This window comes from Rhizobium sp. LARHSG275, from assembly GCF_052871115.1.
This window is the reverse complement of the sequence record NZ_JBIXJN010000010.1, coordinates 200832-225795: the sequence shown is the minus strand read 5'-3', so window position 1 is coordinate 225795 and position 24964 is coordinate 200832. Positions and strand designations below refer to the sequence as shown.

Here is a 24964-nt window from a genome sequence, read left to right as displayed (position 1 = left end):
TTATATGACGGACAGGATTTCGCATGACTATTTCAGATCAGGATATTCTCTTTCTCGGCGGTTGCGTCAGGGAGGCGGCGCGCGCCGAAATCATGCCGCGTTTCCGCAATCTCGACGCTGCCGATGTTTCGGAAAAGACGTCGGCAATCGATCTGGTGACGCAGGCTGACCTGCTTGCCGAACAGCGGATCACCGCGGCGCTGAGAGAGCGCTTTCCCGCAGCACTCATCGTCGGCGAGGAGGCTTATGACGCCGATAGGTCCGTCGTGCCGGCCCTTGCCGATGCCGAGCTCGCCTTCGTCATCGACCCTGTCGACGGGACGTTCAATTTCGCCGCCGGGCTTCCTGTCTTCGGGACCATGTTGGCGGTGACCGTCAGGGGTGAAACGGTCGCCGGCATTATTCACGATCCAGTTCTCGGCGACACAGTGACCGCGATCAGGGGGGCAGGCGCCTTTCTGAAACGTCGGGACGGGCAGTCGACAAAGCTGAAGGTCGCCGAGCCTGCTAGCCTGAACCGGATGGTCGGTGGCCTGTCATGGAGCCACATGGACGAACCGGATCGCGCCCGTATCTGCGCCAACATGGCGAAGATCCGCATGACCTTCGCCTTCAACTGCTCGGCCTACGAATATTGGATGGTCACTTCCGGCAAGATGCATTTCATCGGCCATGCGAAGCTGATGCCCTGGGATCACCTGGCCGGCGTGCTCGCGCATCAGGAGGCCGGCGGCCATACGGCGAAATTCGACGGCACGCCCTATCGTCCCGGCGAGACGACGGGTGGCATCATCTCTGCGCCCGACCGGGAGAGCTGGCAGCTCATCCGGCGCGAGATCGTCGGCATCTGATTCAAGCTTCTCCTGAGAGACCTGAGCGTGAGGATTTGACATGACTTCGATTGTCGACGTGACCGTTCTTGCCGATCTGCTGCGCCGCGCGGCGAAGGCGGAGATTCTGCCGCGCTTTCGCCGGCTCGGCCAGAACGACGTGCGCGCCAAGAGCGAGGCGACCGATCTCGTCACCGAGGCCGATGAGCAGGCGGAACGGATGATCAAGGCGGAAGCTGCGCAACTCTGGCCGAGCGCGCTGTTCCTCGGCGAAGAATCGGTCGCGGCCGATCCTGATTTGCTCGGCAGCCTCGAGCATGCCGATCTCGCGATCGTTGTCGATCCGGTCGACGGCACCTTCAATTTCGCCGCCGGCATCCCGGCCTTCGGCGTCATGGCATCCGTCATCTCCGGCGGCGAGACGGTTGCCGGCATCATCTACGATCCGATGGGAGACGACTGGGCGATGGCGGAAAAGGGCGGCGGTGCCTGGCTGCAGCGGCCTGATGGCGGCGCCGAGCGGCTGTCGGTCGCAGCGCCCGTCGAACTGGAGCACATGGTCGGCATGGCCTCGACCGGCTACTTGCCGAAGGAAAAGCGCGCCGAGGTGCTCGCCAACCTCGCCAAGGTGCGCTTCCTCACCAATTACCGCTGCGCCGCCCACGAATACCGCACCTTTGCCGGCGGTCATGTGCATTACCTCATGTACAACAAGCTGATGCCCTGGGATCACCTTGCCGGCACGCTGATTTCGCAGGAGGCAGGCGCCTATGCGGCGCGCTTCGACGGCTCGCCCTACCTGCCGCATCATCTCGACGGCGGGCTGCTGATTACCCCCGACAAGGCCTCCTGGGACGTGCTGCGGCGTGAGGTCTTCACGGTTTGAACGCATAGAAACCCGACAGATCGGGTCCGCGATGACAGAGCCATTAATTGCCGGTCTGCAAAAGCTTCATTTTGTTGCCATGGATCAGAAGCGCGCTGAGAGTGCCCGTTTCACAGGCGCCTGTGTCCAAATTGATTCTGTGCTGGTTGCCAAGAGAAGCCTCAGCGACTGGTGTATGGCCGTGAATGACAGCCAGACCATCTTCATACGGGCCTTCCGAAGACAGCCAGGGCTCGCGAATCCATGCGAGCGTGTCGGCGGTCTGGCGTTCTATAGATATGTTGGGGTCTAATCCTGCATGGACAAAGAGCAGCTTTCCGAACTGCAGCTTTAGAGGCAAAGAATGTAGCCATTCCATACGCTGCTTACCCAAGTGCTTTGCTACCGGCTGTTCCCACCGACCATTGGGATCAATGCCCAATTCCTCGAAGAACTCTGCGCCGCCATTTTTCAGCCAGCGTTCCATCATTTCGGCGTCCGGCATTTCGAGCAGTTGAAGCAGGCGGTATTCATGATTGCCAATGAGCGTGTGGCTCTCTACGCCTGCGATGCCTTCCATTGCCAGCTGCAGGGCGCGCAAGCTTTCCGGACCGCGATCGATCAGATCGCCCAAATGGACACAGTGAGCGGCATCTGGCGAGATCAGGTCAATTTCTCTGGCGATGCTGAAATGAATCTCCGTCAGAAGATCGGCACGTCCGTGAACGTCGCCTATTGCACACACAGCAATAGCTGGATCGATCTCGCGAACAGCGGGCAACCATTCGGAGCGAGCAACAGCCATTTCGTTCGTCCTTGCTTAGAACAGGATGATTTTAGGCCTGTTCGGCCTAAAATCTGAATCCTGTTCTAGGTTAAATAGTGAGAGCATGATGTCGTCCGAAAACCGCGCACACTTTTCGGCATCATGCTCTGGTGTCTTCTGAAAAGGCATACCGAAAATCGTTTCCGTGGCAAGGCGACCCAACCGTCCTGAGGTTCGCAGAGCGTCGCAAAATCAGTCTTTTGCGACGCTTCCCATTTCAGAAATGAGCAGCACCTGGATCGATCTGCGGGCTGTCGCCGGGGTGGGTGAACAGCTTGCCATTTTCCGCCCAGAGGGTGGCGGCGATCGTCACCGTGCCGAAGAGCGCGAAGCCGCCGAAGAGCGGCTGCACCGTGCCGTTGAACATCTGGCCGACCAGGCCGCCGAGGATGGCGCCGGCCGTCGTCGAAACGAAGCCGGTGATGGCGGTTGCCGTGCCGGCGAGATTGCCCATCGGCTCGAGGCTGATCGCGGTGAAATTGGTGGCGATCACGGCAAACATCATCAATACGATGGAGAAGATGCCGTAGGCGACGGCGAAATCCGGCTTGCCGGCCAGTGCGAGGAAAAAGCCGATGGCCGACAGCGCCGTGAAGATCAGCAGGGCAGCGTGCGAGATGCGGCGCATGCCGAATGTGCGCACGAAGAAGCCGTTGGCGAAATTGGCGACGGCGATGCCGCCGGCGGTGGCCGCAAAGGCGATCGGCAGCCAGTCGCCAAGGCCATAGACCTCGCCGAACAACTGCTGCACCGAGATCACATAAGCGCTGATGACGCCGGTAAACATGGTGAGGCCGATCATATAGCCGCAGGTGATGCGGTTTGTGAGCACGGTCTTGAAGCCATCGACGACAGAGCCGACCGACAGCGGCAGCCGTTCTTCCGGCGGCAGCGATTCCTTCAGCCGCAGGAGAGCCCAGACGAACAGGATGGTGGCGATGATGCCGAGCAGGATGAAAATCCAGTGCCAGTTGGCATAGAGGATGATGAGCTGGCCGACGGAGGGGGCAACGATCGGCACGATCATGAAGACGATCATCACATAGGACATGACGCGGGCCATTTCGCGGCCACCGAAGCAGTCGCGTACCATGGCCATGGTCGTTATGCGCACAGCAGCACCGCCCACACCCTGAACGAAGCGCATGACAAGCAGCATTTCAAAGCTGCCGGTTGCTGCGGCGGCAAACATTCCGACAACATAGCAGGCGAGGCCGCCGAGCAGGATGTTGCGGCGGCCGAACGTATCAGAAAGGCTGCCGAAGAAGATCTGCGAGACGCCGAATCCCAAGAAAAACACGCCGATGATCAGCTGCGCGTCGTTGGTATTGGTGACGCCGAGAGAATGGCCGATATTGGGCAAAGCCGGCAGCATGCTGTCGATTGCCATGGCGACGCTGGCGGTCATGATGGCGATGGTGACGACGAATTCTCCAAAGCCCATGCCGATGCGGCGGGAGCCCTGGTTTTCCTGGTGCGGTTTGTGCGGCGGCGTCATGTAGTTGAGATCCCGGATGCGAGGGAGGCCGGCCGTTCAGACGGCCGGGTTCTGCTGTTGGAAGAGGCGGCCCTTCTCGGCGATCAGCACAAAGACAAGGCCAATGATCGACACAAAGAAATAACCCGCGACCATCGGCAGCGCGGTGCCGTCGAAGGCCTGGCCGATGCCGGCGCCGATGAGGGCGCCGCCGACCGTGCTCATGAATCCGAGGACCGAGGAGGCGGTGCCGGCGACGTGGCCGAGCGGCTCCATGGCGAGCGAATTGAAGTTTGACCCGATCCAGCCGAACTGGAACATGGCAAGGCCGAAGAACGAGATGAACAGTGCGAAGGGCATCGGCTCAGCGCTGGCCATCTGGACGATCAGCCAGATGGCGTTGATGGCGATGAAGCCGAGCAGCGAACCGTGCGACAGGCGGCGCATGCCGAGCTTGCCGACAAAGCGCGAATTGAAGAAGGACGAGAGCGACATGAAGATCGCCACGCCGGCGAAGGCGAAGGGGAAATAGACGCCGAGATCGTAAATGCCGACATAGACCTGCTGGGCCGAATTGATGAAGCCGAACAGCGCGCCAAAGATGAAGGTGCTGGCGATGGTGTAGCAGAGCGCGACGCGATTGGTCAGCACCAGCTTGAAGGCGCCGAAGATCGAGCGGGCGGTGAAGGGACGGACATTGGCGGGATGCAATGTTTCCGGCAGGCGGAGATAGGCCCAGACGGCAATACCAGTCGCCATGGTGGCTATGAAGAGGAAGATCAGGTGCCAGTTGCCGAAGAACATGACGATCTGGCCGGTGCCGGGCGCAATGACCGGTACGATCATGAAGACCATCATGATCAGCGACATGACTTCGGCCATCTGCCGGCCGCCATAGATATCGCGAACGATGGAGACAGTGATGACGCGGGTTGCGGCCGAACCGACGCCCTGCACGAAGCGCAGGGCGAGCAACCCTGCAAAGGACGGCACGAAGACGATACTGATGGCGGACAGGATATAGATGACGAGACCGATCAAAAGCGGCGTGCGGCGACCGAAACGGTCAGAGAGCGGCCCGTAGAACAGCTGGGCACAGCCGAAGCCGAGCAGATAGGTGGAGACGACGAATTGCCGGTGATTTTCGCTCTCGACGCCGAGGCTGGCGCCGATCTGCTGCAAGGCCGGCAGCATGATGTCGATCGCCAGAGAGTTGACGGCCATCAGGAAGGCGGCGAGCGCGATAAATTCTCGCTTGCCCATGGGCAGGCGGCCCGCGGACACGGCTTGTGATGAATCTGTCACAATGAAATTCCCATAAACAGGCTAAGGCGCTGCTTGCCGCAGCGCCTCGGACTCAAGATACAGATTTGGAAACCGGGCGGACGCCCGGTGACCGGTCAGGAGGCGGCGGCGCGCACCGCGATGCCGTTTTCCTGGAGGTGCTGCTGCAGTTCACCAGCCTGGAACATTTCCCGGACGATGTCGCAGCCGCCGACGAACTCGCCCCTTATGTAAAGCTGCGGGATTGTCGGCCAGCTGGAATATTCCTTGATGCCCTGGCGGATTTCCGAATCGGCGAGCACGTTGACGCTTTTGTAGTCGACGCCGATGTAATCGAGAATCTGCACGACCTGGCCGGAGAAACCGCACTGCGGAAACTGCGGCGTGCCCTTCATGAAGAGGACGACGTCGTTGCTCTTGATTTCGTTGTCGATGAATTCGTGAATACCGCTCATGGGACCTAATCCTTTCAACAGGCGGGTTAAAGGCCCACCGTTTCAATCGTTGCCTTTAAATAGCATGCGACAGCAGGAATTCCAGCCGCCCGAACCAAAAAAAGACCAATTCGGGCAGGCCGTTGCCGGGTTGTTGCCGTCGCGTTACGGTCGGTGGGCGAGATAGGTCCGAATCTGCTCGATTTCAGCATCGGTGAAGTGGCTGAAATCCCATTGTGAAACCTGCGTCATCACGCCGAGATCGCGGCCGCCGACACCCTTGCCGGTGCGCAGCAGCGTCTTGAAATCGGCAGCCGAATAGGATTGCGCCAGGGGCTTAAGCGCCGGTGCCAGGAACGCTTCCGACTGCTTTGCCGTATCGAGATTGTGGCAATGGCTGCAGTCGGTCCTGAAGGCATATTCGCCGATATCGGCCGGACGCGTGGCGGCAGGGGTGATGACGGCGGGCACCAGATCGGCTTCGAAGGGGATTTTGTCGAGCGCCAGGCCGATTCGCCCGAGCGGTCCCCATTGCGTCGTTCCCACCACCGCGTCGGGAAGCTGCTTCAGACTGCGCAGCCAGGCAATGATCGCCGCCATGTCGTCATCGGTGATATTGGCGAAGTTGCTTGCCGGCATGATGAAGACACCGGTGCCGTCTTTCTTGATGCCGTGGCGGATGAGGCGCACGAGTTCAGCATCGCTGTACATGGGCACGAAGCGGGTCAGGTTCGGCGCGACGATGCGGCCGACGCCCGGCTCGTCGATGAGCACGTTGCCGGCATCATGATGACAGCCGCCGCACATCAGCGTGCGGGCGCGGCGTTCGGCTTCTTCCGCAGACAGCGTCGTCTTGACGGTGAAATCGGCCGCTGCGACGTCATAGGTCCTGGAGAGACGCATCTCCGACAGGGCATAGACGCCGGCAACGGCGATGAGACAGATCGCGACGATGGCCGCGAGAATGATTTTCAAAATGCGTTTCATCGGTTCGGGCCTTCAATGACGTTGTGGAGGCGGGATAGGCGAAGCGTCGGCTTTTGCGTTGCCGCAGCATCTTGAGTCGGGGTATTGGCGACGCTCGGAAGGTCGATGCAGAACGTGAGTGTGACGGCACTTTGCCGGAGCATAATTCGTCCGAAAACTGCTCACATTTTCATTGTACCTCAACTACGGCGTTGACGGCTGCGGCCGGCGGCGGTGCGGCGCTTGCTGACTTGTTTGCGGGGAGGCTTGGGTTTGGCCGAGATCGCCTTGCGCGCAGCTGTCGTCGTCGCGGCGGGGCGCGTCTTACGCCTCTTGCGCTTCATCGTGGCGCGGCCGGTGGTTTTCTTCAGGATCTCCTTCAGCACGCTGTCGACGACGCCCGATATCAATTCTTTGACTAGGTCGGCCACAAAACCCCTCCGTTCGTGGTGGAATCGACATGGATGCTATTGAATTCCGGAAGAGTTCGGTTAGCAAGACGGCTTCGAGATCATAGCTGCCTTTTTTTGCCGATATCAGCGGCACAGCAGCCGGATCGCAGCAACATGCCGGCCATTTGCCCGGCCGGAAGAGCGGAATGAAACTGATCGAGAAGCGGGTCGTCCTGCATTTCCCGGGCTTCGAGCCGCTTGACGGCGTTGCTCACAGGGCGCGCTACGAGCGTTCGGCGAGGCAGAGTGCAGCCGTCTGGGGCTATTCGGTTGAGACAGGGGCAGCGGACGGGAGGAGCGATCCGGTCAGTTTCGTGGTCACGACGGGTGAGAAGGCCACAGCGCCGGAGGCAGGGGCCGGATCCCCCGGCTGGCAGACGAAGAGCCGGATCCATATGGTCGATCACGATGCACTGGTGCGCAGACTGCGTGCCGGCAACACGCTGAGCCAGATCATAGCGGGCTTCCGAAGCTGCGCCGAGATCATGCTCGAAGGCGGGATGCGGGGCTATTTCCGCCATGCCTGGCGCTTCGGCCTGTTCTTCCTTTTCCCGTTCCTGCTGACCGCGCTGGCGATCGCGCTGACGGCGCAGATCGCCATCCTGCCCTACGCTCTTAGCTTTTCGCCGTGGCACATGCTCTGGAGCGGGCCGCTGGCGCTTTGTTTCTTCATCTTCGCCTTCCTGCCGTTTTCCGAGCGTTTCCATACGCTGCATCTCTTTGCCGATTGGAAAATGGCCGTGGCGCTCGGCCGTATGGACCGGGCCGATTTCAACAGCTGGCTGGAAGACCGGGCCGCTGGCGTGCGCAAGGCGCTTGACGAAGAGGCGGACGAATATGTGATTTCCTCGCACAGCATGGGATCGAGCGTCGCCGCCCATGTCATCGGCATATTGCTGGAAAGAGAGCCGGAGATATTCAAAGGCAAGCGCGTGGTGTTTGCCACCCTCGGCAGCGCCATCCTGCAATGTGCGCTCATGTCATCGGCAAAGCTGCTTCGCGCCCGTGTCGGGCTGATCGCCCGCTGTCCCGAGATTTCCTGGCTCGATGTGCAGTGCCTGACGGATTCGATCAATTTTTACAAGGTGCCGGTCGTCGCCGTCTCCGGCCATGCGGATGCGCCTCAGGCGAAGATGATCCTGATCCGCGTCAAGCAGATGCTGACGCGCGAGCACTACCGCAAGATCCGCACGGACCAGTTGCGCGTCCACCGGCAATATGTGCTTGGGCCTGATCTGCAGGCGCCCTTCGACTTCACACTTTTGACATCTGGGCCGATGCCGGCCTCGGTCTTTGCCGATCCCGACGAAAAGAGAATGGCCGGCTGAGGGCCGGCCATCGTCCGTCCGGATTGCGTCGGCTCTATTCCGGCGCCGAGGTCTGCAGCGCCAGCGCATGCAACACGCCGCCCATATTGCCCTTCAGCGCCTCGTAGACCATCTGGTGCTGTTGCACGCGGCTCTTGCCGCGAAAGGCTTCGGCGACGACTTCGGCGGCGTAGTGATCGCCGTCGCCCGCCAGATCGCGGATCGTCACTTTGGCACCGGGAATCCCAGCCTTGATCATGTCTTCGATATCGCCGGGTTTCATGGCCATGATCGTTACTCCTTGCGCATCATTCCGCAGCGGCAAGTTCGCCGCGGCCTTCCATGAAGTCAGGGAACCATGATTCATGGGCATCGCGCAATTGCTGAATCGGCAGCGAGATGAGATCGCCGACGACGAGCGCCGTTCCTCCGACCGTGCCGAGACGGCGGAAAGGAACGCCGCCACCTTCTGCATTGACGCAGACGAAATCGGCAACATCGGCAGGCAAGGTGAGGACGTAGCGCGCCTGATCCTCACCGAAGAGCAGCGCATGTGGTGCACCTCTGCCTTCGCTCAGATCGATCGTCAGGCCTTTGCCCGAGGCCATCGCCATTTCGGCGAGCGCCACGGCAAGGCCACCCGAGGAGATGTCGTGGCAAGCGGTCGCCTGGCCGTTGCGGATGACGGAGCGAACGAAATCGCCATTGCGGCGCTCGGCAAACAGATCCACCTCCGGTGCCGGACCTTCGCGGCTGGAAAGCACGTCTCTCACATAGACGGACTGGCCGAGATGGCTGCCGTCGACGCCGATCATGATCACCTTGTCGCCGTCGTTGGCAGTGCCGATGCGAGCCATCTTGCGCCAGTCCGGCAGCAGGCCGACGCCTGCGATCGTCGGGGTCGGCAGAATTGCGACGCCGTTGGTCTCGTTGTAAAGCGAGACGTTGCCTGACACGATCGGGAAATCCAGCGCGCGGCAGGCCTCGCCGATGCCCTTCACGGCCTCGACGAGCTGGCCCATGATCTCGGGCTTTTCGGGATTGCCGAAGTTCAGATTGTCGGTAGCGGCGAGCGGTTCGGCGCCTGTCGCGGTGATGTTGCGCCAGCATTCGGCGACCGCCTGCTTGCCGCCTTCGAAGGGGTCTGCCTCGACATAACGCGGGGTGACGTCGGAGGAGAAAGCGAGCGCCTTGGAGGGATGGCCGTCGACGCGCACGACCCCGGCATCGCCGCCCGGAAGCTGCAGCGAATTGCCCTGGATCAGCGTGTCGTATTGCTCATAGACCCAACGGCGGCTCGACTGGTTGGCGGAGCCGACGAGTTGCAGCAACGCCTGGCCATAATCTTCGGGTGCGGCGACAAGATTGGCGGGCAGGGGGGCATGCTTGCCGGATTCGCGCCAGGGTCGATCATATTCCGGAGCCTGGTCGCCCAGATCCTTGATCGGCAGGTTGGCGACTTCTTCGCCCAGGTGCATGACGCGGAAGCGCAGGTCGTCGGTCGTCCAGCCGACGATGGCAAAATCGAGGCCCCACTTGACGAAGATCGCCTTGGCTTCCTCTTCCTTCTCCGGCTGCAGCACCATGAGCATGCGCTCCTGGCTTTCCGACAGCATCATCTCGTAGGCCGTCATCCTCTCTTCGCGGACAGGCACCTTGTCGAGTTCGAGCAGGATGCCGAGATCGCCCTTGGCGCCCATCTCGACGGCCGAGCAGGTGAGGCCGGCCGCACCCATGTCCTGGATGGCGATGACAGCGCCGGTCTGCATCAGCTCGAGGCAGGCTTCCAGCAGGCACTTCTCGGTGAAGGGGTCGCCGACCTGAACGGTCGGGCGCTTCTCGTCGATCGATTCGTCGAATTCGGCCGACGCCATCGTCGCACCGCCGACGCCGTCACGGCCGGTCTTGGCGCCGAGATAGACGACCGGAAGACCGACGCCCTTGGCTTCGGACAGGAAGATGGCGTTGGACTTCGCAATACCGGCGGCAAAGGCGTTGACGAGGATGTTGCCGTTGTAGCGAGCGTCGAATTCGACCTCGCCGCCGACCGTCGGCACGCCGAAGGAATTGCCGTAGCCGCCGACGCCGGAGACGACGCCGGAGACGAGGTGGCGGGTCTTCGGATGATCCGGTTCGCCGAAGCGCAGCGCGTTCATCGCGGCGATCGGGCGCGCGCCCATGGTGAAAACGTCGCGCAGGATGCCACCGACGCCGGTAGCAGCCCCCTGATAGGGCTCGATATAGGAGGGGTGGTTGTGGCTCTCCATCTTGAAGACGACGCAATCGCCGTCATCGATGTCGACCACGCCGGCATTTTCGCCCGGGCCCTGGATGACGCGCGGCCCCTTGGTCGGCAGCGTGCGCAACCATTTCTTCGAGGATTTGTAGGAGCAGTGCTCGTTCCACATGGCCGAGAAGATGCCGAGCTCGGTAAATGTCGGTTCGCGGCCGATCAGATCCAGAATACGCTGGTACTCGTCCGGCTTGAGGCCATGGCTTGCGATGAGTTCCGGCGTGATCGGGATGGTGTTTGGAATGGTCATGAGCGGAAAGTCCCTGGCGCGTTTTGCGCTGTCTTTAGCTTATGTAGCGGCGACGCGCGACAGGAAAATGCCCGCCGTCGACAGAGGGCGGGCAGACTTATCCAAAAGAGCAACCACTCAGAACTTGTAGCCGACCTGCAAGCCGGCGCGCGTCATGCCGTCGTTCGGCCCGTCGCAGAGATCGGCATGCGAGGAATGGGCGAACTGGGCCATGACGTTCCAGTGAGCGTTGAAACGATAGCCGGCGCCCAGATATTCGTGGAAGAGGACGCGACAGCCGAGTTCGGGGCCGTCGTCATCGCCCTCGAGATCGCCGGTGTGGATGACGCCGCCGAAGCCGGCTTCGGCAAAGAGCTTCTCGTTGAAATCGACCGTCCAGGTGAAACCGGTGAAGAACTGAGTGGCTTCGCCCGACGTGCCGATCGAGGTGCCGAGATGGATGCGGGGATGCAACAATTGTTGCTGCCAGCCGACCGCCGTGTCGTAGCCGAAAGGATCGAAGAGAGCGGTAATTTCGGGAAAGACGCCGTCTTCCCTGGTATGGCCCGATTGCACCGAGGCCGAAGCGCCGAAGCGTAATTCGTCAAATATCTGCTCGCCTGCACTTGCCGAGCCGGCCACCGCTGTCACTGACGCTATACCCAACAATAGCAGAGCGACTTTTCCGAAGTCGATGGTCATATGCTGTCCTTTGATTCCCTCACCCGACGGGATGACAAGAGGTAGCATGACGGTTCGAGGGGTAAAGCGGCGCGACACGGGTGCGATGTTTTTTTAGACTATGACGTGTATTTGCAACACATCATATTTCCCCATCATAGGCTGAGCCGCCATTTTCCAGCAGCCGGCGCAGGATCATCAGTCCCGAGATCAGTTCCTGCCCTGTCTTCGGCGAAGAGAAACCGACGCGGACGCGATGATAGGGTCTCTCCCCGCGCGCCGCCTTGAACTCGTCCTCGTCGTCGACGAGCACGCCATCGCGGAAGGCGGCATTCTTGAAGGTGCCCGACATCCAGGGCTCCGGCAGTTTCAGCCAGAGGAAGGGCGCGTGCGGGTGTGATTCGAAATCGAAGCCCTGCAACTGTTCGCGGGCGAGCCGGACCCGCCGGGAGAGTTCCTCAACACTTGCCTTGCGGATCTCGTGCGCCATGCCGCTTTCGACAAGGCGCGCGCAGGTCTCCGCCAGGATGAAGGGCAGGCCGCCGGTGATCATCCTGTGCGTCACTTTGATGCGCTGGGCAAAATGCGGCGGGCAGGCAACCCAGCCGCCGCGCACGCCGGCGGCGACCGCTTTCGACAGGCCGTTGACGAGAAAGGTGCGATCGGGTGCAATCGAGGCGAGCAGCGGCGTGTCGTCGTCGGCCATGCCGCCGTAGAGGTCGTCCTCGATCAGCCAGACGCCGTGCTTCCTGGCGATTCTAGCGATTGCAGCGCGCCGGTCATAGGGCATGATCGCCAGCGTCGGATTGTGGACGGTCGGCATCAGGAAGGCGATCTTCGGATGCTGCTGTTGGCAGAGCCGCTCGAAATCCTCGGGGATCACGCCGAGCTCATCGGAATCGACCGTCAGCGTGCGGCGGCCGAGAAGGCGGGCGCTACGGCTGACCTGGGTATAGGTGAGATCCTCGAAGACGATCTTATCGCCCGGCGCCGAGACGGCGGCGACGACTGATATCGCCGCCGCATGAGCGCCGAGAGTCGGCACGATGTTTTCAGCGTCCGGCGTCCAGCCGCTGCGGGCAAGCCACAAGCGGCCGGCCTCAAACCAGTTGCGCGGGAAACTCCGGGAATAGGAAGAGATTTCGGATAGATGCTGCACGCCGATCTCGGCAAGGATGCCCGCTATGACCTTGCCCTGACCGAGATCCGGCGCGGCTGTCGTGTCGAAGCGGATCTTGTTGGCCGGCGCATCCTGGATGCGGGTGCCGCCGAGCGAGACGGTCAGCGGATCGATTTGCTCTCCGGGCGGCGTCTCGGAGCGGTTCAGCACATAGGTGCCGCGCCCCACTTCGCCGGCGACCAGGCCGCGCTCATGTACCAGCGCATAGGCACGGCCGATCGTCCCGATCGTCACGCCGATATCATAGGCGAGGTTGCGCTGCGGCGGCAATTTGCTGCCGGCGGGCAGGGCGCCGCTTGATATGGCGGATTCGATGCTGTCGGCAAGCCGGAGATAGACCGGACCGGAACCGCGGGAAATATCGGGAAGCCAATTTGTCATGGTGACAATTGTATATATTGGCACATTGTATCGGTCAAGCGTATGAGTCAATTCCAATGGCAAACCGAGAGGATTCCTGGAATGTCTGCCTTGCCTGAGATCAAAATGCCAATTGTACCGATTGTCTCTTATGAGGACAGGAGGCAGGTCGTCCTCCCCGACGCGCCTGCCGAGGCGACGACGCGCCTGGACCGGATCTGGGCCGCAGTCCTTCTCTGGCATCAGAAGCGGGAAGGCCGGCGCGCGCTGAGAGGGCTGACGGCGAGCGAACTCAAGGATATCGGGGTGTCGCAGTCAGATGCAGCGCGCGAAGTCGGCAAGTCGTTCTTTTGGGACTGAAACGTGCTTTCGGAACTGACCGGGTCGGTCAGTTGCAGGCCTTGTTGCCACCTGACCAGCGGTTGACGTCGGTGGTGATGCGGCCGGCGACCGGTTCCGACATCATCGGACCGAAGGCCTGCAGGCGCGACGGGCTTCCTTCGGCCTGAACGACGAGCAGCGGCCGGCTTTCCGGGCTGCCCTTGTGGACAAGCAGGATGCGCGGCCGGCCGGAGAAGGAATTGAGCTCCGGCGCGAGCTTATAGGCTGCAAAGGCCGGATCGCCCGATTTGAACCAGCAGGCATTGGCAGCGAGCGCCACGCGTTCCATGGTCGGCAGCGCGGCGCGGTTCGGGCCTGTCGGCGCCGGCGTCTGGCAGGCTGCGACCATGGTTGCGACAGCGGTAAACAGGGCGGCGTTTGCGAGGCGAGGGCGCATCAATCGTGCTCCAGATCCGGACGGAAGGATTTTTGGGTGTATGCCGTTGCCCACGACCGCTGTGTGTTTTTGGGCAAGGCACTGGCTTAGGCGGCGATGACGTCGAGCGCCGAGGCAAAGAGGCCACGGCCGTCCGAGCCGCCATGGGCAGCTTCGATCAGGTTCTCGGGATGCGGCATCATGCCGAGCACGTTGCCCTTTTCGTTCATGACGGCGGCGATGTCGTTGATCGAGCCGTTCGGATTGGTGCCCTCGGCATAACGGAACACCACCTGGCCATTGCCTTCGATCGCGGCCAGCGTCGCTTCGTCGGCGAAATAATTGCCGTCGTGATGGGCAACCGGACAGCGGATGACCTGGCCCTGCGCGTAGGCGCGGGTGAAGTCCGTCTCGGCGTTGACGACTTCGAGCTTGATCTCACGGCAGACGAATTTCAGCGAGGAGTTGCGCATCAGCGCGCCGGGCAGCAGACCGGCCTCGACGAGGATCTGGAAGCCGTTGCAGACGCCGAGCACCTTCACGCCCTTTGCGGCCTTGTCGATGATCGCCTGCATGACCGGCATGCGGGCGGCGATCGCGCCGCAACGCAGGTAATCGCCATAAGAGAAGCCGCCGGGGATGACGATCAGATCGACGTCGGGGATCTCTGTTTCCGTCTGCCAGATCGTCACCGGCTGCTTGCCGGAGATCTTGGTCAGGGCGGCGATCATGTCGCGGTCACGGTTGAGGCCCGGAAGTTGAACGACGGCTGATTTCATGGGGTCCCTGCGTCTAACGAAAGATACTGAACTGGAATGCTTTCGGCGAGCCATACTCCATTGTCGGAGACAAAGAAAGAATGACCCTCTGAAAACATGCGGGCCGCGTCCACACGCAGGATGAGATGTTCACCCTTGCGGCGGGCTGCGACCATTTTTGCCGTTTCGACATCCGCCGACAGATGAACGTGGTGCCGCTGCATTTTCTTCAAGCCTTCGCGCTCGATCGACTGCCAATTCGTCAGAGACGTGCCGTGAAAAAGAGCGGCGGGCGGTTCAACCTGGTTCAATGCGAGATCGACGTCGACGCTATGACCTTGGTTTGCGCGAATTCTGCCATCGGCGATCGTGAAACGCTTCTTCGGATTGTTGTCGACAATCTCGATAATATCGGCGCGGGAAACGTTGTATTTCGACGCCAACACCTTTTCGAGCTCATCGAACGACACCCAACCCTCGCTATCAAGCGTCAAACCCGCGGCATCAGGCGCATGACGTAAAACATAGCTCATATACTTGGAGACTTCCGTCTCCAGCTTTGCTTTCATCATGACGCCAAATCCTCAAAGTCCGCCGGACGACGGGTCTGTGATCATCAGTCGATCGCGATTGCGTAGTTCTCAATCACCGTGTTGGCGAGCAATTTTTCGCACATGGCCTTGAGGTCGGCCTCGGCCTTGCCCTTGTCAGCTCCTTCCAGCTCCAGGTCGAAGACCTTGCCCTGTCTTACATGGCCGACGCCCGAGAAGCCGAGGGCGCCAAGCGCACCCTCGATAGCCTTGCCCTGCGGATCGAGAACGCCGTTTTTCAGCGTGACGGTGACACGAGCCTTGATCACTTTGTCTTTCCTGCCTTACTTGACGAGAACCGGGCCGGTGCCGCGCACAGGCTCGTTTTCATTGATGATGCCGAGACGGCGCGCAACTTCGGAATAGGCTTCGAGCAGCCCGCCGAGGTCGCGGCGGAAGCGGTCCTTGTCCATCTTCTCGTGGGTTTCGATATCCCAGAGCCGGCAGCTGTCCGGCGAGATTTCGTCAGCGAGGATGATGCGCATCATATCGCCTTCGAAGAGGCGGCCGCATTCGATCTTGAAATCGACGAGCTGGATGCCGACGCCGAGGAAGAGGCCGGTCATGAAGTCGTTGACGCGGATGGCAAGCGCCATGATGTCATCGAGTTCGGCGGGGTTTGCCCAGCCGAAGGCGGTGATGTGCTCTTCGGAGACCATCGGATCGTCGAGCGCGTCGGACTTGTAATAGAATTCGATGATCGAGCGCGGCAGCACGACGCCTTCGTCGATGCCGAGGCGCTTGGCGAGAGAACCGGCCGCGACATTGCGCACGACGATCTCCAGCGGGATCATCTCTACTTCCTTGATCAACTGCTCGCGCATGTTGAGCCGGCGGATAAAATGAGTAGGGATGCCGATCTTGTTCAGATGGCTGAAGATATATTCGCAGATGCGGTTGTTGAGGACGCCCTTGCCATCGATGACTTCGTGCTTCTTCTTGTTGAAGGCAGTGGCATCGTCCTTGAAGAACTGGATCAAAGTGCCCGGTTCCGGGCCTTCATACAGAATCTTTGCCTTGCCCTCGTAGATACGGCGGCGACGGTTCATCGTGGTCATTCTCTATTGTTGGCGCTCTTGGGATAGCGCGAGTGGATCGATCTCGTGGCGTCCCCTTAAAGGAAAAGAGAGGGTTTCACAATCCGCCTGTCGCTCCTTCCCTGGTTTCCAGATTTCGTGGCCCCGGTTTCCAGATTTCGCGGTCCCGGTTTCCAATTTTACGGAATACTGCCAAGAGAATCGAATGAATTCGCAAGAGGAGTTTAGCGCCTTTTCATCTACGGTGGAATGAAGGCGAAATGGCGGGCCGCTTATGCAGGTTTTTATTTGGCGGCTCTGCCTGGCAGCGCGCGGCGAAGCTGCGTCTGCAGCGCGCGAGCGGCGGTTTGCCCGTGGCGCCAGCTTCCGGCGCGGATGAAGGAGGGGATCTGCATGGCCGGCATCGGCCGGGCGAGCGCGTAGCCCTGCAGCGTGTCACAGTCGAGTTCTTCGAGAATCCGGATATGATCCGCCGTTTCGACACCCTCGGCGATGACGAGGATGTTCAGCGAGCGGCCGATATCGATGATCGAGCCGACGAGTTTGCGCTGCTCGGCCGATTGCGGCAGCATGCGGATCAGCTCGCGGTCGATCTTCAGCGTCTTCGGGCTCAATCGCAGCAGGCTGACGATCGAGGCATGGCCAGTACCGAAATCGTCGATCTGGATGTCGATGCCGAGCTTGCGCAGCTTTTTCAGGTTGGCGGCCACCGCCTCGTCGCAATCGTCGAGCGAGATCGATTCCAGCAGTTCGAAGGAGAATGTGCCGGGCTCGATCTTCAGGGCGCGAAGCTTCTTGCCCAGATCGGGATCGGCGAGCCGCCTGGCGGAGACGTTGACCGATATTTTCGGGATCGGCAGCCCGTCCTTCAGCCACGCCTTCCGGTCGGCAATGGCGCGCTCCAGGATCAGGGCGTCGATGGTCGAGACGACGTCGAGATCCTCGGCGATATCGAGGAAGCGGTCGGGCGTCAGCAGCCCGTGCACCGGGTGCTGCCAGCGGGCAAGCGTTTCGACACCGGTGACATCCAGCGTGCGGGCATCGAACTGCAGCTGGTAGAAGGGCACGAATTCGTTGCGTTCGAGGCCGATCAGGATCTCGTCGGCGAGATGCTTGGCGGAGATGATGTCGCGGCGGGCCGAGGCCGAGAAGAATTCGAAGCGATTGCGGCCGAGGCCCTTGGCGCGATAGAGGGCGATATCGGCGTCGAGCAGGATCTGCTTAGGGTCGAGCTTCGGTCCGCTGTCGATGGCGATGCCGACGCTGGCGCCGAAACGGCAGTCGTGCCCCTCATATCTGACAGGTTTGCGCAATTCGCGGATAAGACGTTCGGCAAGGCCGCCGATCTTCTTCGACGCGGGATCGACGGCGCAGAGGATGACGAATTCATCGCCACCAATGCGAGCGACAAAATCGGCGGCGCGGACGGAATTCCTCAGCACGCTTGCAGCATGCTGCAGCATGGCGTCGCCGGCCCGATGGCCGAGCGTGTCGTTGATCTGCTTGAAGCGGTCGAGATCGATATGCAGGATCGCCAATGCCAAGCCCTTGGCCTGGCATTCGGTCGAACGCTCGCCCAGCATCTTGTCGAGATAGCGGCGGTTCGGAAGGCCGGTGAGGTAATCATGCAGCGCCAGGTGCTCGATGCTTTCCTTGGCGGCTTCGAGCTCGCGGTTGCGCGCCTCGGCCAGATCCTTGGCGCGCTGCAGCTCGTTGCGGAGCGCGACTTCCTCGGTGACGTCCCAGTTGGCGCCAATCAGCTTGCGGTGGCCGTTGCCATCGATGAAGAAGGCCGAGCGGGCGCGGATGACACGTTCGACGCCGTCGCCGCGGATGATGCGGTATTCCTGCTGGAAATCGCGGCCGCTTTCGACGCTGCGGTCGGATAAGCCAAGCACGCGCTCGCGGTCGTCGGGATGCAGGCTTTTCGCCCAGGCGTCGCTGGCGATCTGGCGCGAGGCGCCCTGCAGCCCGTAAATGGCGATGAGGCGATCGTCCCATTCGACGCTATCATGCTCGATATCGGCCTCGAAGACGCCGATGCGGGAAACCTCCAGCGCCAGATCGAGCCGGCGCGACAAACGCGACAGCGTCTCCTCGGCCTGCTTGCGGGCGGTGATATCCGTATCCGTGCCGATGATGCGCGTCGGCACGCCGTTCTCGTCCCATTCGACGCAGGCGCCGCGACACTCGATCCAGACCCAGTGACCGTCCTTGTGACGCTCGCGATACTCGAAGATCTGGTAATTGGGATCGCCGGCGTTCTGCCGGTCGATCGCATGGACGACGAAATCGCGATCGTCGGGATGAACGAGCTGCAGCCAAGCTTCGTAATCGCCGTCGGCTTCCTCGTCGGGCGCCATGCCGCGAATGGTTTTCCATGTCGGCGAGTAATATTTCGTGTCGAGACGGTAATTGTGATCCCATACGCCAAGGCCGGAGCCAACGAGCGCATGGTTCCAGCGGCTTTCGCACTCGGCCAGATCGGAATCGTCGGCCGCTGCCCCATTGCCGATGCCTGTCTCGGCCGCTGCGGCATAGCCGTGCGGATCACCGGCTTCTGGATGGGCTTTCTTCACGGGCATTCTCGCTTACTTCACCTCGGTGCAGTCTGCTGTCATTCCATTAAGAAAGACTTAGAAAGCACTTGCTCAACAAGCGGGATGGCGCCTTTTCCTCGATTAGGCAGGGATCCGGCCGAGGAACTGGGCAAAGACCATGGTGCCTTCGGGCCATGGGCCGTGACCGGAATCGGCATTGATATGACCGGCCTCGCCGGCATCGACGAGGAAGGAGCCCCAGCTGCTGGCGACATCGTCGGCATGATCGTAGCTGCCGAACGGATCGTTGCGGCTGGCGACGGTGATCGACGGGAAGGGCAGCGGATCGCGCGGATAGGGACCGAAGGTCATCAGGTGCTTTGGGCGGATATCGGGATTGGCGACATCGGGCGGGGCGACGAGGAAGGCACCGGCCACCCGGTTGCGGAAATGCGGGATGGCGTGGATCACCGAGGGTACGCCCAGCGAGTGGGCGACGAGAACGACCGGACGGGTCGAGGCGTTCACCTCCTCGGCGATGCGGGCGATCCAGTCCTCGCGCACCGGCTTCGTCCATTCGGCCTGTTCGACGCGCCGCGCCGTGCTGAGCTTTGCCTCCCAGCGGCTCTGCCAGTGGCCCGGGCCGGAATTAGTGTAACCGGGGATGATGAGGATATCTGCGTCTGAGGCTTTCATGATGCCGCCGATGTGAGAAAGCTGGTCCAAGATGTCAAGAGGGGAATGTCAAGGGAGGGAGCGACACGGGCCGTGAAAGTTGCTATATTCCTCCAGTGCCGGTTGCGGATTTCGTGTCGGCTTGCCCGCCGATGCTGTCCGCCGCCGATCAGGTCTCGGCTGAGGAGGAGAAAGCCATGGCGGCATTTCACGTCATGACGGGTGCAAGCGAAAGCTTCGCGCGGCCCGTTGTCAATCGCATCGGTATCGCTGACGTTTTCGACGCGCTGAAGCGCGGATATGAAGATTTCATGGAGAAACCGTCCCATTATGTGTTCCTGTGCCTGATGTACCCGATCGCCGGCGTCTTCCTGACGCTATGGACTTCGGGCGCCAACCTTTTACCGATGGTCTTCCCGCTGATGGCGGGTTTCGTGCTGATCGGCCCGATCGCGGCGATCGGCCTCTATGAGATCAGCCGCCGGCGCGAGGCCGGCCTCGACGCGTCGTGGACGCATGCACTCGAGGTGCGCCATTCGCCGGCGCTGCCGTCGATTGTGGCGGTCGGGCTGATGCTCTTGGGCCTCTTCGTCGTCTGGCTGGTGACGGCGCAGACGCTCTATAGCAATCTGCTCGGCGAGGTCTTTCCGCGCAGCATGGCGGACTTTTTCCGCCAGGTCTTCGGCACGTCGGAGGGCATGCAGTTGATCATCTGGGGCAATCTCATCGGCTTCGTCTTTGCGCTGGTCGTGCTGGCGATGACCGTCATCACCTTTCCGCTGCTGCTCGACCGCGATGTCGGGGCAGTCGCCGCCGTCACGGCGTCGATCCGCGCGACGATTCTCAATCCGGTGCCGGTGCTGCTCTGGGGCCTGATCGTCGCCGCGCTGCTCGTCATCGGCACGATCCCGGTCTTTGCCGGGCTTGCGCTTGTTATCCCGATCCTCGGCCATGCGACCTGGCATCTCTATCGCAAGCTGATTGCGCGGGAAGTCACAGCATAACCACAGCCTTGCCTGCGGGGAATCCCGGCCCCCCAGGGGGAATCTCGGATCCCTGGGGGAACCTCGATCCGACCTCGGAGTTTGTTTAGCCGAGAGCATGATGTCGTCGACATCATGGTCCGGAGGCTTCGAGGGAGGATTGCAGAGGTGACGATGAAGCATCTGTTCGCCCGCTTCGCAACAAAAGTATCGGAATGGGCGGGCAAACCCGTCATCTTCATCCTGGCACTGATCGTCGTCGTTATCTGGGCGGCACTCGGCCCCTTCTTCGACTATTCGGAAACCTGGCAGCTGATCATCAATACCGGCACGACGATCATCACCTTTCTGATGGTTTTCGTGCTGCAGAACGCCCAGACACGCGACACGCGGGCGATCCAGGCCAAGCTCAACGAAATCATCCTGACCAGCCATGCCGAAAACCGTTTCATCGGCATCGAGAATCTCGACGAGGAAGAACTGAAACGTCTCGACGAACTGGTCGCCAAGGCCGCAAAGGGCAGGGGCGAGACGGAGGCTGGCAGGACATCGGAGGCGGCAAAAGCGACGCCGTCGAAAAAGGCGGAGGCACCTAAGCGCTCTGTGGCTGCCAAGGCGTCGAAGCAGAAACAGCGGCCACTTGAGAAAAATTGAATCGCTAAATACAGTTCCAAGACGATGAGTTCGTATTGCGTAGGGAAGATGGTCGATTCCGAACTAAGAGAGCCCCAGACTGAGCTGTTTTTTCAGGCCTATCTGCTTGGAATAACGGTTGGTCATCTGCCATTTTTCTTCGGAGATCTGGCCATGGGCACTTTGATCGCGAAGTTTATTTTTTCGCTCCCCTTCATTTTTATATTGTTTATTTCCTATCGAATTAAATATATCGAAATGAATTCGCGGCCGTGTTTCTGGGCGTTTATTGTTTTTATTGGCACGCTGTCTTTGATTGCAGCAGTGTTTCTGTCGTTGTCTGGCTTCGGAGAAAAAGAGCTCGTCTTTTTGTTGTTCGTTTTGGCCTACTGCCTTCCTTCTGTCCTCGTCGCCTGTATCGCTTTCCCAATTATGTTGAGGCTGCGGGTAAGGAGAAACCAGCTAATAAATAACAACAGCGAGATATGTTGAAGACGGCGCCGAGCAGGGGCGCCGTCACTGCGTTGACCGCGACCCTCAAGCCGTCCCAAAGACCCGGCGGAAGATCGTACCCACATGCTTGGTATGGTAGCCGAGATCGAACTTCTCCCGAATATCCTCTTCCGAAAGCGCAGCGCGGACCTCCGCATCCGCCAGCAGCTCTTCCAGAAAATCCTTGCCCTGTTCCCAGACCTTCATAGCGTTGCGCTGGACGAGGCGGTAGGCATCTTCGCGGGAAGTGCCGGCCTGGGTCAGTGCCAGCAGAACACGCTGCGAATGGACGAGGCCGCGGAATTTGTTGAGGTTCTTTTCCATATTCTCGGGATAGACCAGCAGCTTTTCGATGACGCCGGCGAGCCGCGACAGGGCGAAATCGAGTGTCACGGTGGCATCAGGGCCGATCATGCGTTCGACCGAGGAATGGGAGATATCGCGTTCATGCCAGAGGGCGACGTTTTCCATCGCCGGCATGGCGTAGGAGCGGACCATGCGGGCAAGGCCGGTCAGGTTTTCGGTCAGAACCGGGTTGCGCTTGTGCGGCATGGCCGAAGAGCCCTTCTGGCCGGGCGAGAAATATTCTTCGGCTTCGAGCACCTCGGTGCGCTGCAGGTGGCGGATTTCGGTTGCCAGCCGCTCGATCGACGAGGCGACGACGCCGAGCGTGGCGAAATACATCGCGTGGCGGTCACGCGGGATGACCTGTGTCGAGACCGGCTCGGCCTTCAGGCCAAGCGCCTTGGCGACATGTTCCTCGACGCGCGGATCGATATTGGCGAAGGTGCCGACGGCGCCCGATATGGCGCAGGTCGCGACTTCCTCGCGCGCGGCGACGAGACGCTGGCGGCAGCGCTCGAATTCGGCATAGGCGAGCGCCAGCTTGACGCCGAAGGTGGTAGGCTCGGCGTGGATGCCGTGCGAACGGCCGATGGTGACGGTGTCCTTGTGTTCGAAGGCGCGGCGTTTCAGCGCTTCGAGCAGCCGGTCGATATCGGCAAGCAGGATGTCCGTGGCGCGGACCAGCTGGACGTTGAAGCAGGTGTCGAGCACGTCGGACGAAGTCATGCCCTGGTGAACGAAGCGCGCATCCGGGCCGACGATCTCGGCGAGGTGGGTGAGGAAGGCGATGACGTCATGCTTGGTGACAGCCTCGATCTCATCGATGCGGTCGACATCGAAGGTGGCGGAGCCGCCTTTTTCCCAGATCGTCTTTGCCGCCGATTTCGGGATGACGCCGAGTTCGGCCAGCGCGTCGCAGGCATGCGCCTCGATCTCGAACCAGATGCGGAACTTGGTTTCGGGAGACCAGATGGCGACCATTTCGGGCCGAGAATAACGCGGGATCATGGGCGGCTGCCTTCACTTCAAGAGGTTTGTTAGCGCCCCTGTAGCAAAGACGGGCGGCAATCTCAACGCATGCGTTTGGCAAGATGATAGCTGCTTGCGACAAGACAGACGAGGCCGAGCGGCAGGAAGAGGCGCAGGCCGATCACCAGGAACTGGTAGACGGCGCTGATACTGGTGAAGACGAACTGGAAGGCCCAGACGATACTGCCGAAGGGCGCGTGCCAGCGCGAATAGAAGATCCGGTATTCCATGGCGAAGAGGAAGGCGGTCATCAGGATCGTAGCTGCGGTCAGCGTCACGAAAAAAGCGGCAAAACGCGCTTCCGGCTGCCTGCCATAAGCAAAGAAGCGGGCAACCGGCAAGGCGAACGGCCAGGCCAACAGGCCGCCGGCGAAATAAAGTGCTGCGACCTCGGCAAGGCGGCTCGTCTGCAGGCCGTTGCGCAGGTAAAGGCCGAACATGGCGGCGGCAAGCATCTGCATGCCCCAAAGCAACGCGCCGGCGATCAGATCGGGGTAGGGCGGCCATGCAGCTCTTAGACGATCTATCGGGGGGCGATCCATGCTTAGGGATGAACAGGAACGGCGATCCAGCGTCCGTTCCTTGTCGCATCGAAGGCCAGGACGAGGGCGATGTGAACCTGGTTTCCGCCTTCCGGCTGATAGACCATCGCGCCGCCGATCCGGTATTCGACCGAGCACGTGCGCTCGGCCGGAACCGTGGTGGCCTGGCGCGCCGCCTGCCGGTTCGGAGCGCCTTCCTTCTCGATCATCTGCAGGCTGAAGCCGATGACGCGTCTATCGATCGCGGCGCAATCCTTCGGCGTCGGCACCGGCATCTCGCCGAGCGAGAGCGTATAGGGCGCCTTCGGCGGACCGTCCGTCGCAAGCGTCGTGTAGCGGATCGTCTTCGAAGGCGAGCCGAGTTCGGTCGGTGGATTGAAGGCGGCGATCAGGCCGGGATTGGTCAACAGATCGTATTTGTCCATCTGGCTGCGCGCCGCCGTCAGGTTCTGCCGCCGCGCCTTGGAGAGATTGGCGTCCTTATCGGTCAGTTCGGTGCGGAAGGGTGTGCCCTCGAGATAGTGGCCGTCTTCGGTATCGACGAAATAAGTGTTGGAGTAGGGGACGCTCTGCTTGATGCCGAATTCCTGGAATCCGAAAACCTTGCCGTCAGCGGAAAAACCGATCGGCTGGATATTGGCGATGTCGCCGGCAAGTGACAGGCCGGGCAGGCCGGCAAATGCTGCGGCAATGATGCCGCCGATGATGAGACGCTTCTTCATGCTCGTGCCCCTTCGGCTGCCTGACGCAGATCGGCGACGGTCCGGCGGTAATCCTCGACCGTATCGCCCTTGAAAATTGCCGAGCCGGCGACGAGGACATTGCCGCCCGCCCGCGCGATATCAGGCGCCGTTTCCACCGTGACGCCGCCGTCGACCTCGAGTTCGATCGGCCGATCACCGATCAGTGACTTCGCCGCCGCGATCTTTCCCGCCATCGCCGGAATGAACTTCTGCCCGCCGAAACCGGGATTGACCGACATGATCAGGATGAGGTCGACATCGTCGAGCACGTTCTCGACGGCGCTGAGCGGTGTCGCCGGATTGATCGTCACGCCGACCTTCTTGCCGAGGTTGCGGACAGTCTGCAGCGAGCGGTGCAGATGCGGTCCGGCTTCGGCATGGACGGTGATGCGGTCGCAGCCGGCCTTGGCGAAGGCTTCGAGATAATCGTCGACCGGCGAGATCATCAGGTGGCAGTCGAAGGTGGCTGATGTATAGGAGCGCAGCGACTTGATGACATCGGGGCCGAAGGAGATGTTGGGCACGAAATGCCCGTCCATCACGTCGAGATGGATCCAGTCGGCGCCGGCGGCCGTCACGTCGCGCACCTCCTCGCCGAGCCTGGCGAAATCCGCTGCGAGGATCGAGGGGGCAATGCGAATGGGCAGCGTCATCAA

28 protein-coding genes are annotated in these 24964 nt (G+C 61.1%); 7 read left to right on the top strand and 21 right to left on the bottom strand.

The annotated features are described in order from the left end of the window. The first annotated feature begins 23 nt into the window (after window positions 1-23). Both ACIPSK_RS16070 and ACIPSK_RS16065 read left to right on the top strand, forming a co-directional pair. Window positions 24-851: an inositol monophosphatase family protein gene (locus ACIPSK_RS16070; RefSeq protein ID WP_162117046.1), complete on the top strand. Its 828-nt coding sequence runs from the start codon at window positions 24-26 to the stop codon at window positions 849-851. Between the two features lie 40 nt (window positions 852-891). Then, window positions 892-1716 carry an inositol monophosphatase family protein gene (locus ACIPSK_RS16065; protein WP_162117047.1) on the top strand — a complete coding sequence of 275 codons (825 nt, stop codon included), beginning with the start codon at window positions 892-894 and terminating at the stop codon, window positions 1714-1716. A gap of 43 nt (window positions 1717-1759) precedes the next feature. On the opposite strand, the gene ACIPSK_RS16060 is transcribed toward ACIPSK_RS16065, so the two are convergent. From ACIPSK_RS16060 to ACIPSK_RS16035, 6 genes are all read right to left on the bottom strand, one after another. After that, window positions 1760-2500: a metallophosphoesterase gene (locus ACIPSK_RS16060; protein ID WP_162117048.1), complete on the bottom strand. Its 741-nt coding sequence runs from the start codon at window positions 2498-2500 to the stop codon at window positions 1760-1762. A 238-nt stretch (window positions 2501-2738) separates the two neighbouring features. Next, window positions 2739-4019, bottom strand: coding sequence for a multidrug effflux MFS transporter (locus tag ACIPSK_RS16055; protein ID WP_162117049.1), 1281 nt, complete (start codon window positions 4017-4019; stop codon window positions 2739-2741). A 36-nt stretch (window positions 4020-4055) separates the two neighbouring features. Further along, window positions 4056-5261: a multidrug effflux MFS transporter gene (locus ACIPSK_RS16050; RefSeq protein ID WP_162117169.1), complete on the bottom strand. Its 1206-nt coding sequence runs from the start codon at window positions 5259-5261 to the stop codon at window positions 4056-4058. Window positions 5262-5398: 137 nt separating this feature from the next. Continuing rightward, window positions 5399-5737, bottom strand: coding sequence for a Grx4 family monothiol glutaredoxin (grxD, locus tag ACIPSK_RS16045; protein ID WP_162117050.1), 339 nt, complete (start codon window positions 5735-5737; stop codon window positions 5399-5401). 144 nt (window positions 5738-5881) lie between these two features. Next, window positions 5882-6703, bottom strand: coding sequence for a c-type cytochrome (locus ACIPSK_RS16040; RefSeq protein WP_162117051.1), 822 nt, complete (start codon window positions 6701-6703; stop codon window positions 5882-5884). 179 nt (window positions 6704-6882) lie between these two features. Then, complete coding sequence (locus ACIPSK_RS16035; protein ID WP_162117052.1) at window positions 6883-7113, bottom strand: hypothetical protein; 231 nt, start codon at window positions 7111-7113, stop codon at window positions 6883-6885. A gap of 167 nt (window positions 7114-7280) precedes the next feature. Here ACIPSK_RS16035 and ACIPSK_RS16030 point away from each other — a divergent pair, with 167 nt between their 5' ends. Then, window positions 7281-8462, top strand: coding sequence for a hypothetical protein (locus tag ACIPSK_RS16030; protein ID WP_162117053.1), 1182 nt, complete (start codon window positions 7281-7283; stop codon window positions 8460-8462). Window positions 8463-8496: 34 nt separating this feature from the next. Here the strand turns inward: ACIPSK_RS16030 and ACIPSK_RS16025 are convergent, their stop codons facing one another. From ACIPSK_RS16025 to ACIPSK_RS16010, 4 genes are all read right to left on the bottom strand, one after another. After that, complete coding sequence (locus ACIPSK_RS16025; RefSeq protein WP_003540079.1) at window positions 8497-8730, bottom strand: BolA/IbaG family iron-sulfur metabolism protein; 234 nt, start codon at window positions 8728-8730, stop codon at window positions 8497-8499. Between the two features lie 19 nt (window positions 8731-8749). After that, window positions 8750-10984, bottom strand: a complete 2235-nt coding sequence (gene purL, locus ACIPSK_RS16020) for a phosphoribosylformylglycinamidine synthase subunit PurL (RefSeq protein ID WP_162117054.1) — start codon at window positions 10982-10984, stop codon at window positions 8750-8752. Window positions 10985-11101: 117 nt separating this feature from the next. Then, window positions 11102-11665 (bottom strand): acyloxyacyl hydrolase, encoded by a 564-nt coding sequence (locus ACIPSK_RS16015; RefSeq protein WP_162117055.1) that lies wholly within the window; start codon window positions 11663-11665, stop codon window positions 11102-11104. A gap of 121 nt (window positions 11666-11786) precedes the next feature. Continuing rightward, a complete protein-coding gene (locus tag ACIPSK_RS16010; protein ID WP_162117056.1) occupies window positions 11787-13205 on the bottom strand; it encodes an aminotransferase-like domain-containing protein in 1419 nt (472 codons plus the stop codon). Window positions 13206-13286: 81 nt separating this feature from the next. Here ACIPSK_RS16010 and ACIPSK_RS16005 point away from each other — a divergent pair, with 81 nt between their 5' ends. Further along, window positions 13287-13544, top strand: coding sequence for a DUF1127 domain-containing protein (locus ACIPSK_RS16005; RefSeq protein ID WP_162117057.1), 258 nt, complete (start codon window positions 13287-13289; stop codon window positions 13542-13544). Window positions 13545-13572: 28 nt separating this feature from the next. Here ACIPSK_RS16005 and ACIPSK_RS16000 read toward each other — a convergent pair whose 3' ends face one another. The 7 genes from ACIPSK_RS16000 to ACIPSK_RS15970 all read right to left on the bottom strand — a co-directional run bounded on the left by ACIPSK_RS16000 (window position 13573) and on the right by ACIPSK_RS15970 (window position 19562). After that, window positions 13573-13962: a hypothetical protein gene (locus tag ACIPSK_RS16000; RefSeq protein WP_017964482.1), complete on the bottom strand. Its 390-nt coding sequence runs from the start codon at window positions 13960-13962 to the stop codon at window positions 13573-13575. Window positions 13963-14048: 86 nt separating this feature from the next. After that, complete coding sequence (gene purQ, locus ACIPSK_RS15995) at window positions 14049-14720, bottom strand: phosphoribosylformylglycinamidine synthase subunit PurQ (protein WP_162117058.1); 672 nt, start codon at window positions 14718-14720, stop codon at window positions 14049-14051. Beyond that, entirely contained in the window at window positions 14717-15271 is a 555-nt protein-coding gene (locus ACIPSK_RS15990) for an RNA 2'-phosphotransferase (protein WP_017964480.1), read from the bottom strand. Before ACIPSK_RS15990 ends, purQ begins: the two co-directional genes overlap by 4 nt. 44 nt (window positions 15272-15315) lie before the next feature. Next, the gene (purS, locus tag ACIPSK_RS15985; RefSeq protein WP_012757626.1) at window positions 15316-15558 is read right to left on the bottom strand and encodes a phosphoribosylformylglycinamidine synthase subunit PurS; all 243 of its coding nucleotides are present in this window, start codon (window positions 15556-15558) and stop codon (window positions 15316-15318) included. Between the two features lie 15 nt (window positions 15559-15573). Then, window positions 15574-16338 carry a phosphoribosylaminoimidazolesuccinocarboxamide synthase gene (purC, locus tag ACIPSK_RS15980; RefSeq protein ID WP_003540062.1) on the bottom strand — a complete coding sequence of 255 codons (765 nt, stop codon included), beginning with the start codon at window positions 16336-16338 and terminating at the stop codon, window positions 15574-15576. A gap of 272 nt (window positions 16339-16610) precedes the next feature. Continuing rightward, a complete protein-coding gene (locus ACIPSK_RS15975) occupies window positions 16611-18911 on the bottom strand; it encodes a bifunctional diguanylate cyclase/phosphodiesterase (protein ID WP_446532946.1) in 2301 nt (766 codons plus the stop codon). A gap of 96 nt (window positions 18912-19007) precedes the next feature. Next, on the bottom strand, window positions 19008-19562 hold the full coding sequence (locus ACIPSK_RS15970) for an RBBP9/YdeN family alpha/beta hydrolase (RefSeq protein WP_162117060.1): 555 nt from the start codon (window positions 19560-19562) through the stop codon (window positions 19008-19010). A gap of 176 nt (window positions 19563-19738) precedes the next feature. Between ACIPSK_RS15970 and ACIPSK_RS15965 the strand changes: the two genes are divergently transcribed. From ACIPSK_RS15965 to ACIPSK_RS15955, 3 genes are all read left to right on the top strand, one after another. After that, window positions 19739-20545: a DUF2189 domain-containing protein gene (locus ACIPSK_RS15965; RefSeq protein ID WP_162117061.1), complete on the top strand. Its 807-nt coding sequence runs from the start codon at window positions 19739-19741 to the stop codon at window positions 20543-20545. Window positions 20546-20698: 153 nt separating this feature from the next. Beyond that, entirely contained in the window at window positions 20699-21178 is a 480-nt protein-coding gene (locus ACIPSK_RS15960; protein ID WP_162117170.1) for a low affinity iron permease family protein, read from the top strand. 48 nt (window positions 21179-21226) lie between these two features. Continuing rightward, the gene (locus ACIPSK_RS15955; protein WP_162117062.1) at window positions 21227-21649 is read left to right on the top strand and encodes a hypothetical protein; all 423 of its coding nucleotides are present in this window, start codon (window positions 21227-21229) and stop codon (window positions 21647-21649) included. A gap of 45 nt (window positions 21650-21694) precedes the next feature. Here the strand turns inward: ACIPSK_RS15955 and purB are convergent, their stop codons facing one another. The 4 genes from purB to rpe form a co-directional block, all read right to left on the bottom strand. Continuing rightward, window positions 21695-23002: an adenylosuccinate lyase gene (purB, locus tag ACIPSK_RS15950; protein ID WP_162117063.1), complete on the bottom strand. Its 1308-nt coding sequence runs from the start codon at window positions 23000-23002 to the stop codon at window positions 21695-21697. Window positions 23003-23064: 62 nt separating this feature from the next. Continuing rightward, window positions 23065-23565 carry a hypothetical protein gene (locus tag ACIPSK_RS15945; protein WP_162117064.1) on the bottom strand — a complete coding sequence of 167 codons (501 nt, stop codon included), beginning with the start codon at window positions 23563-23565 and terminating at the stop codon, window positions 23065-23067. A 2-nt stretch (window positions 23566-23567) separates the two neighbouring features. Next, on the bottom strand, window positions 23568-24287 hold the full coding sequence (locus ACIPSK_RS15940; RefSeq protein WP_162117065.1) for a DUF2259 domain-containing protein: 720 nt from the start codon (window positions 24285-24287) through the stop codon (window positions 23568-23570). Next, window positions 24284-24961 (bottom strand): ribulose-phosphate 3-epimerase, encoded by a 678-nt coding sequence (gene rpe, locus ACIPSK_RS15935; RefSeq protein WP_162117066.1) that lies wholly within the window; start codon window positions 24959-24961, stop codon window positions 24284-24286. Before rpe ends, ACIPSK_RS15940 begins: the two co-directional genes overlap by 4 nt. Window positions 24962-24964 lie beyond the last annotated feature (3 nt).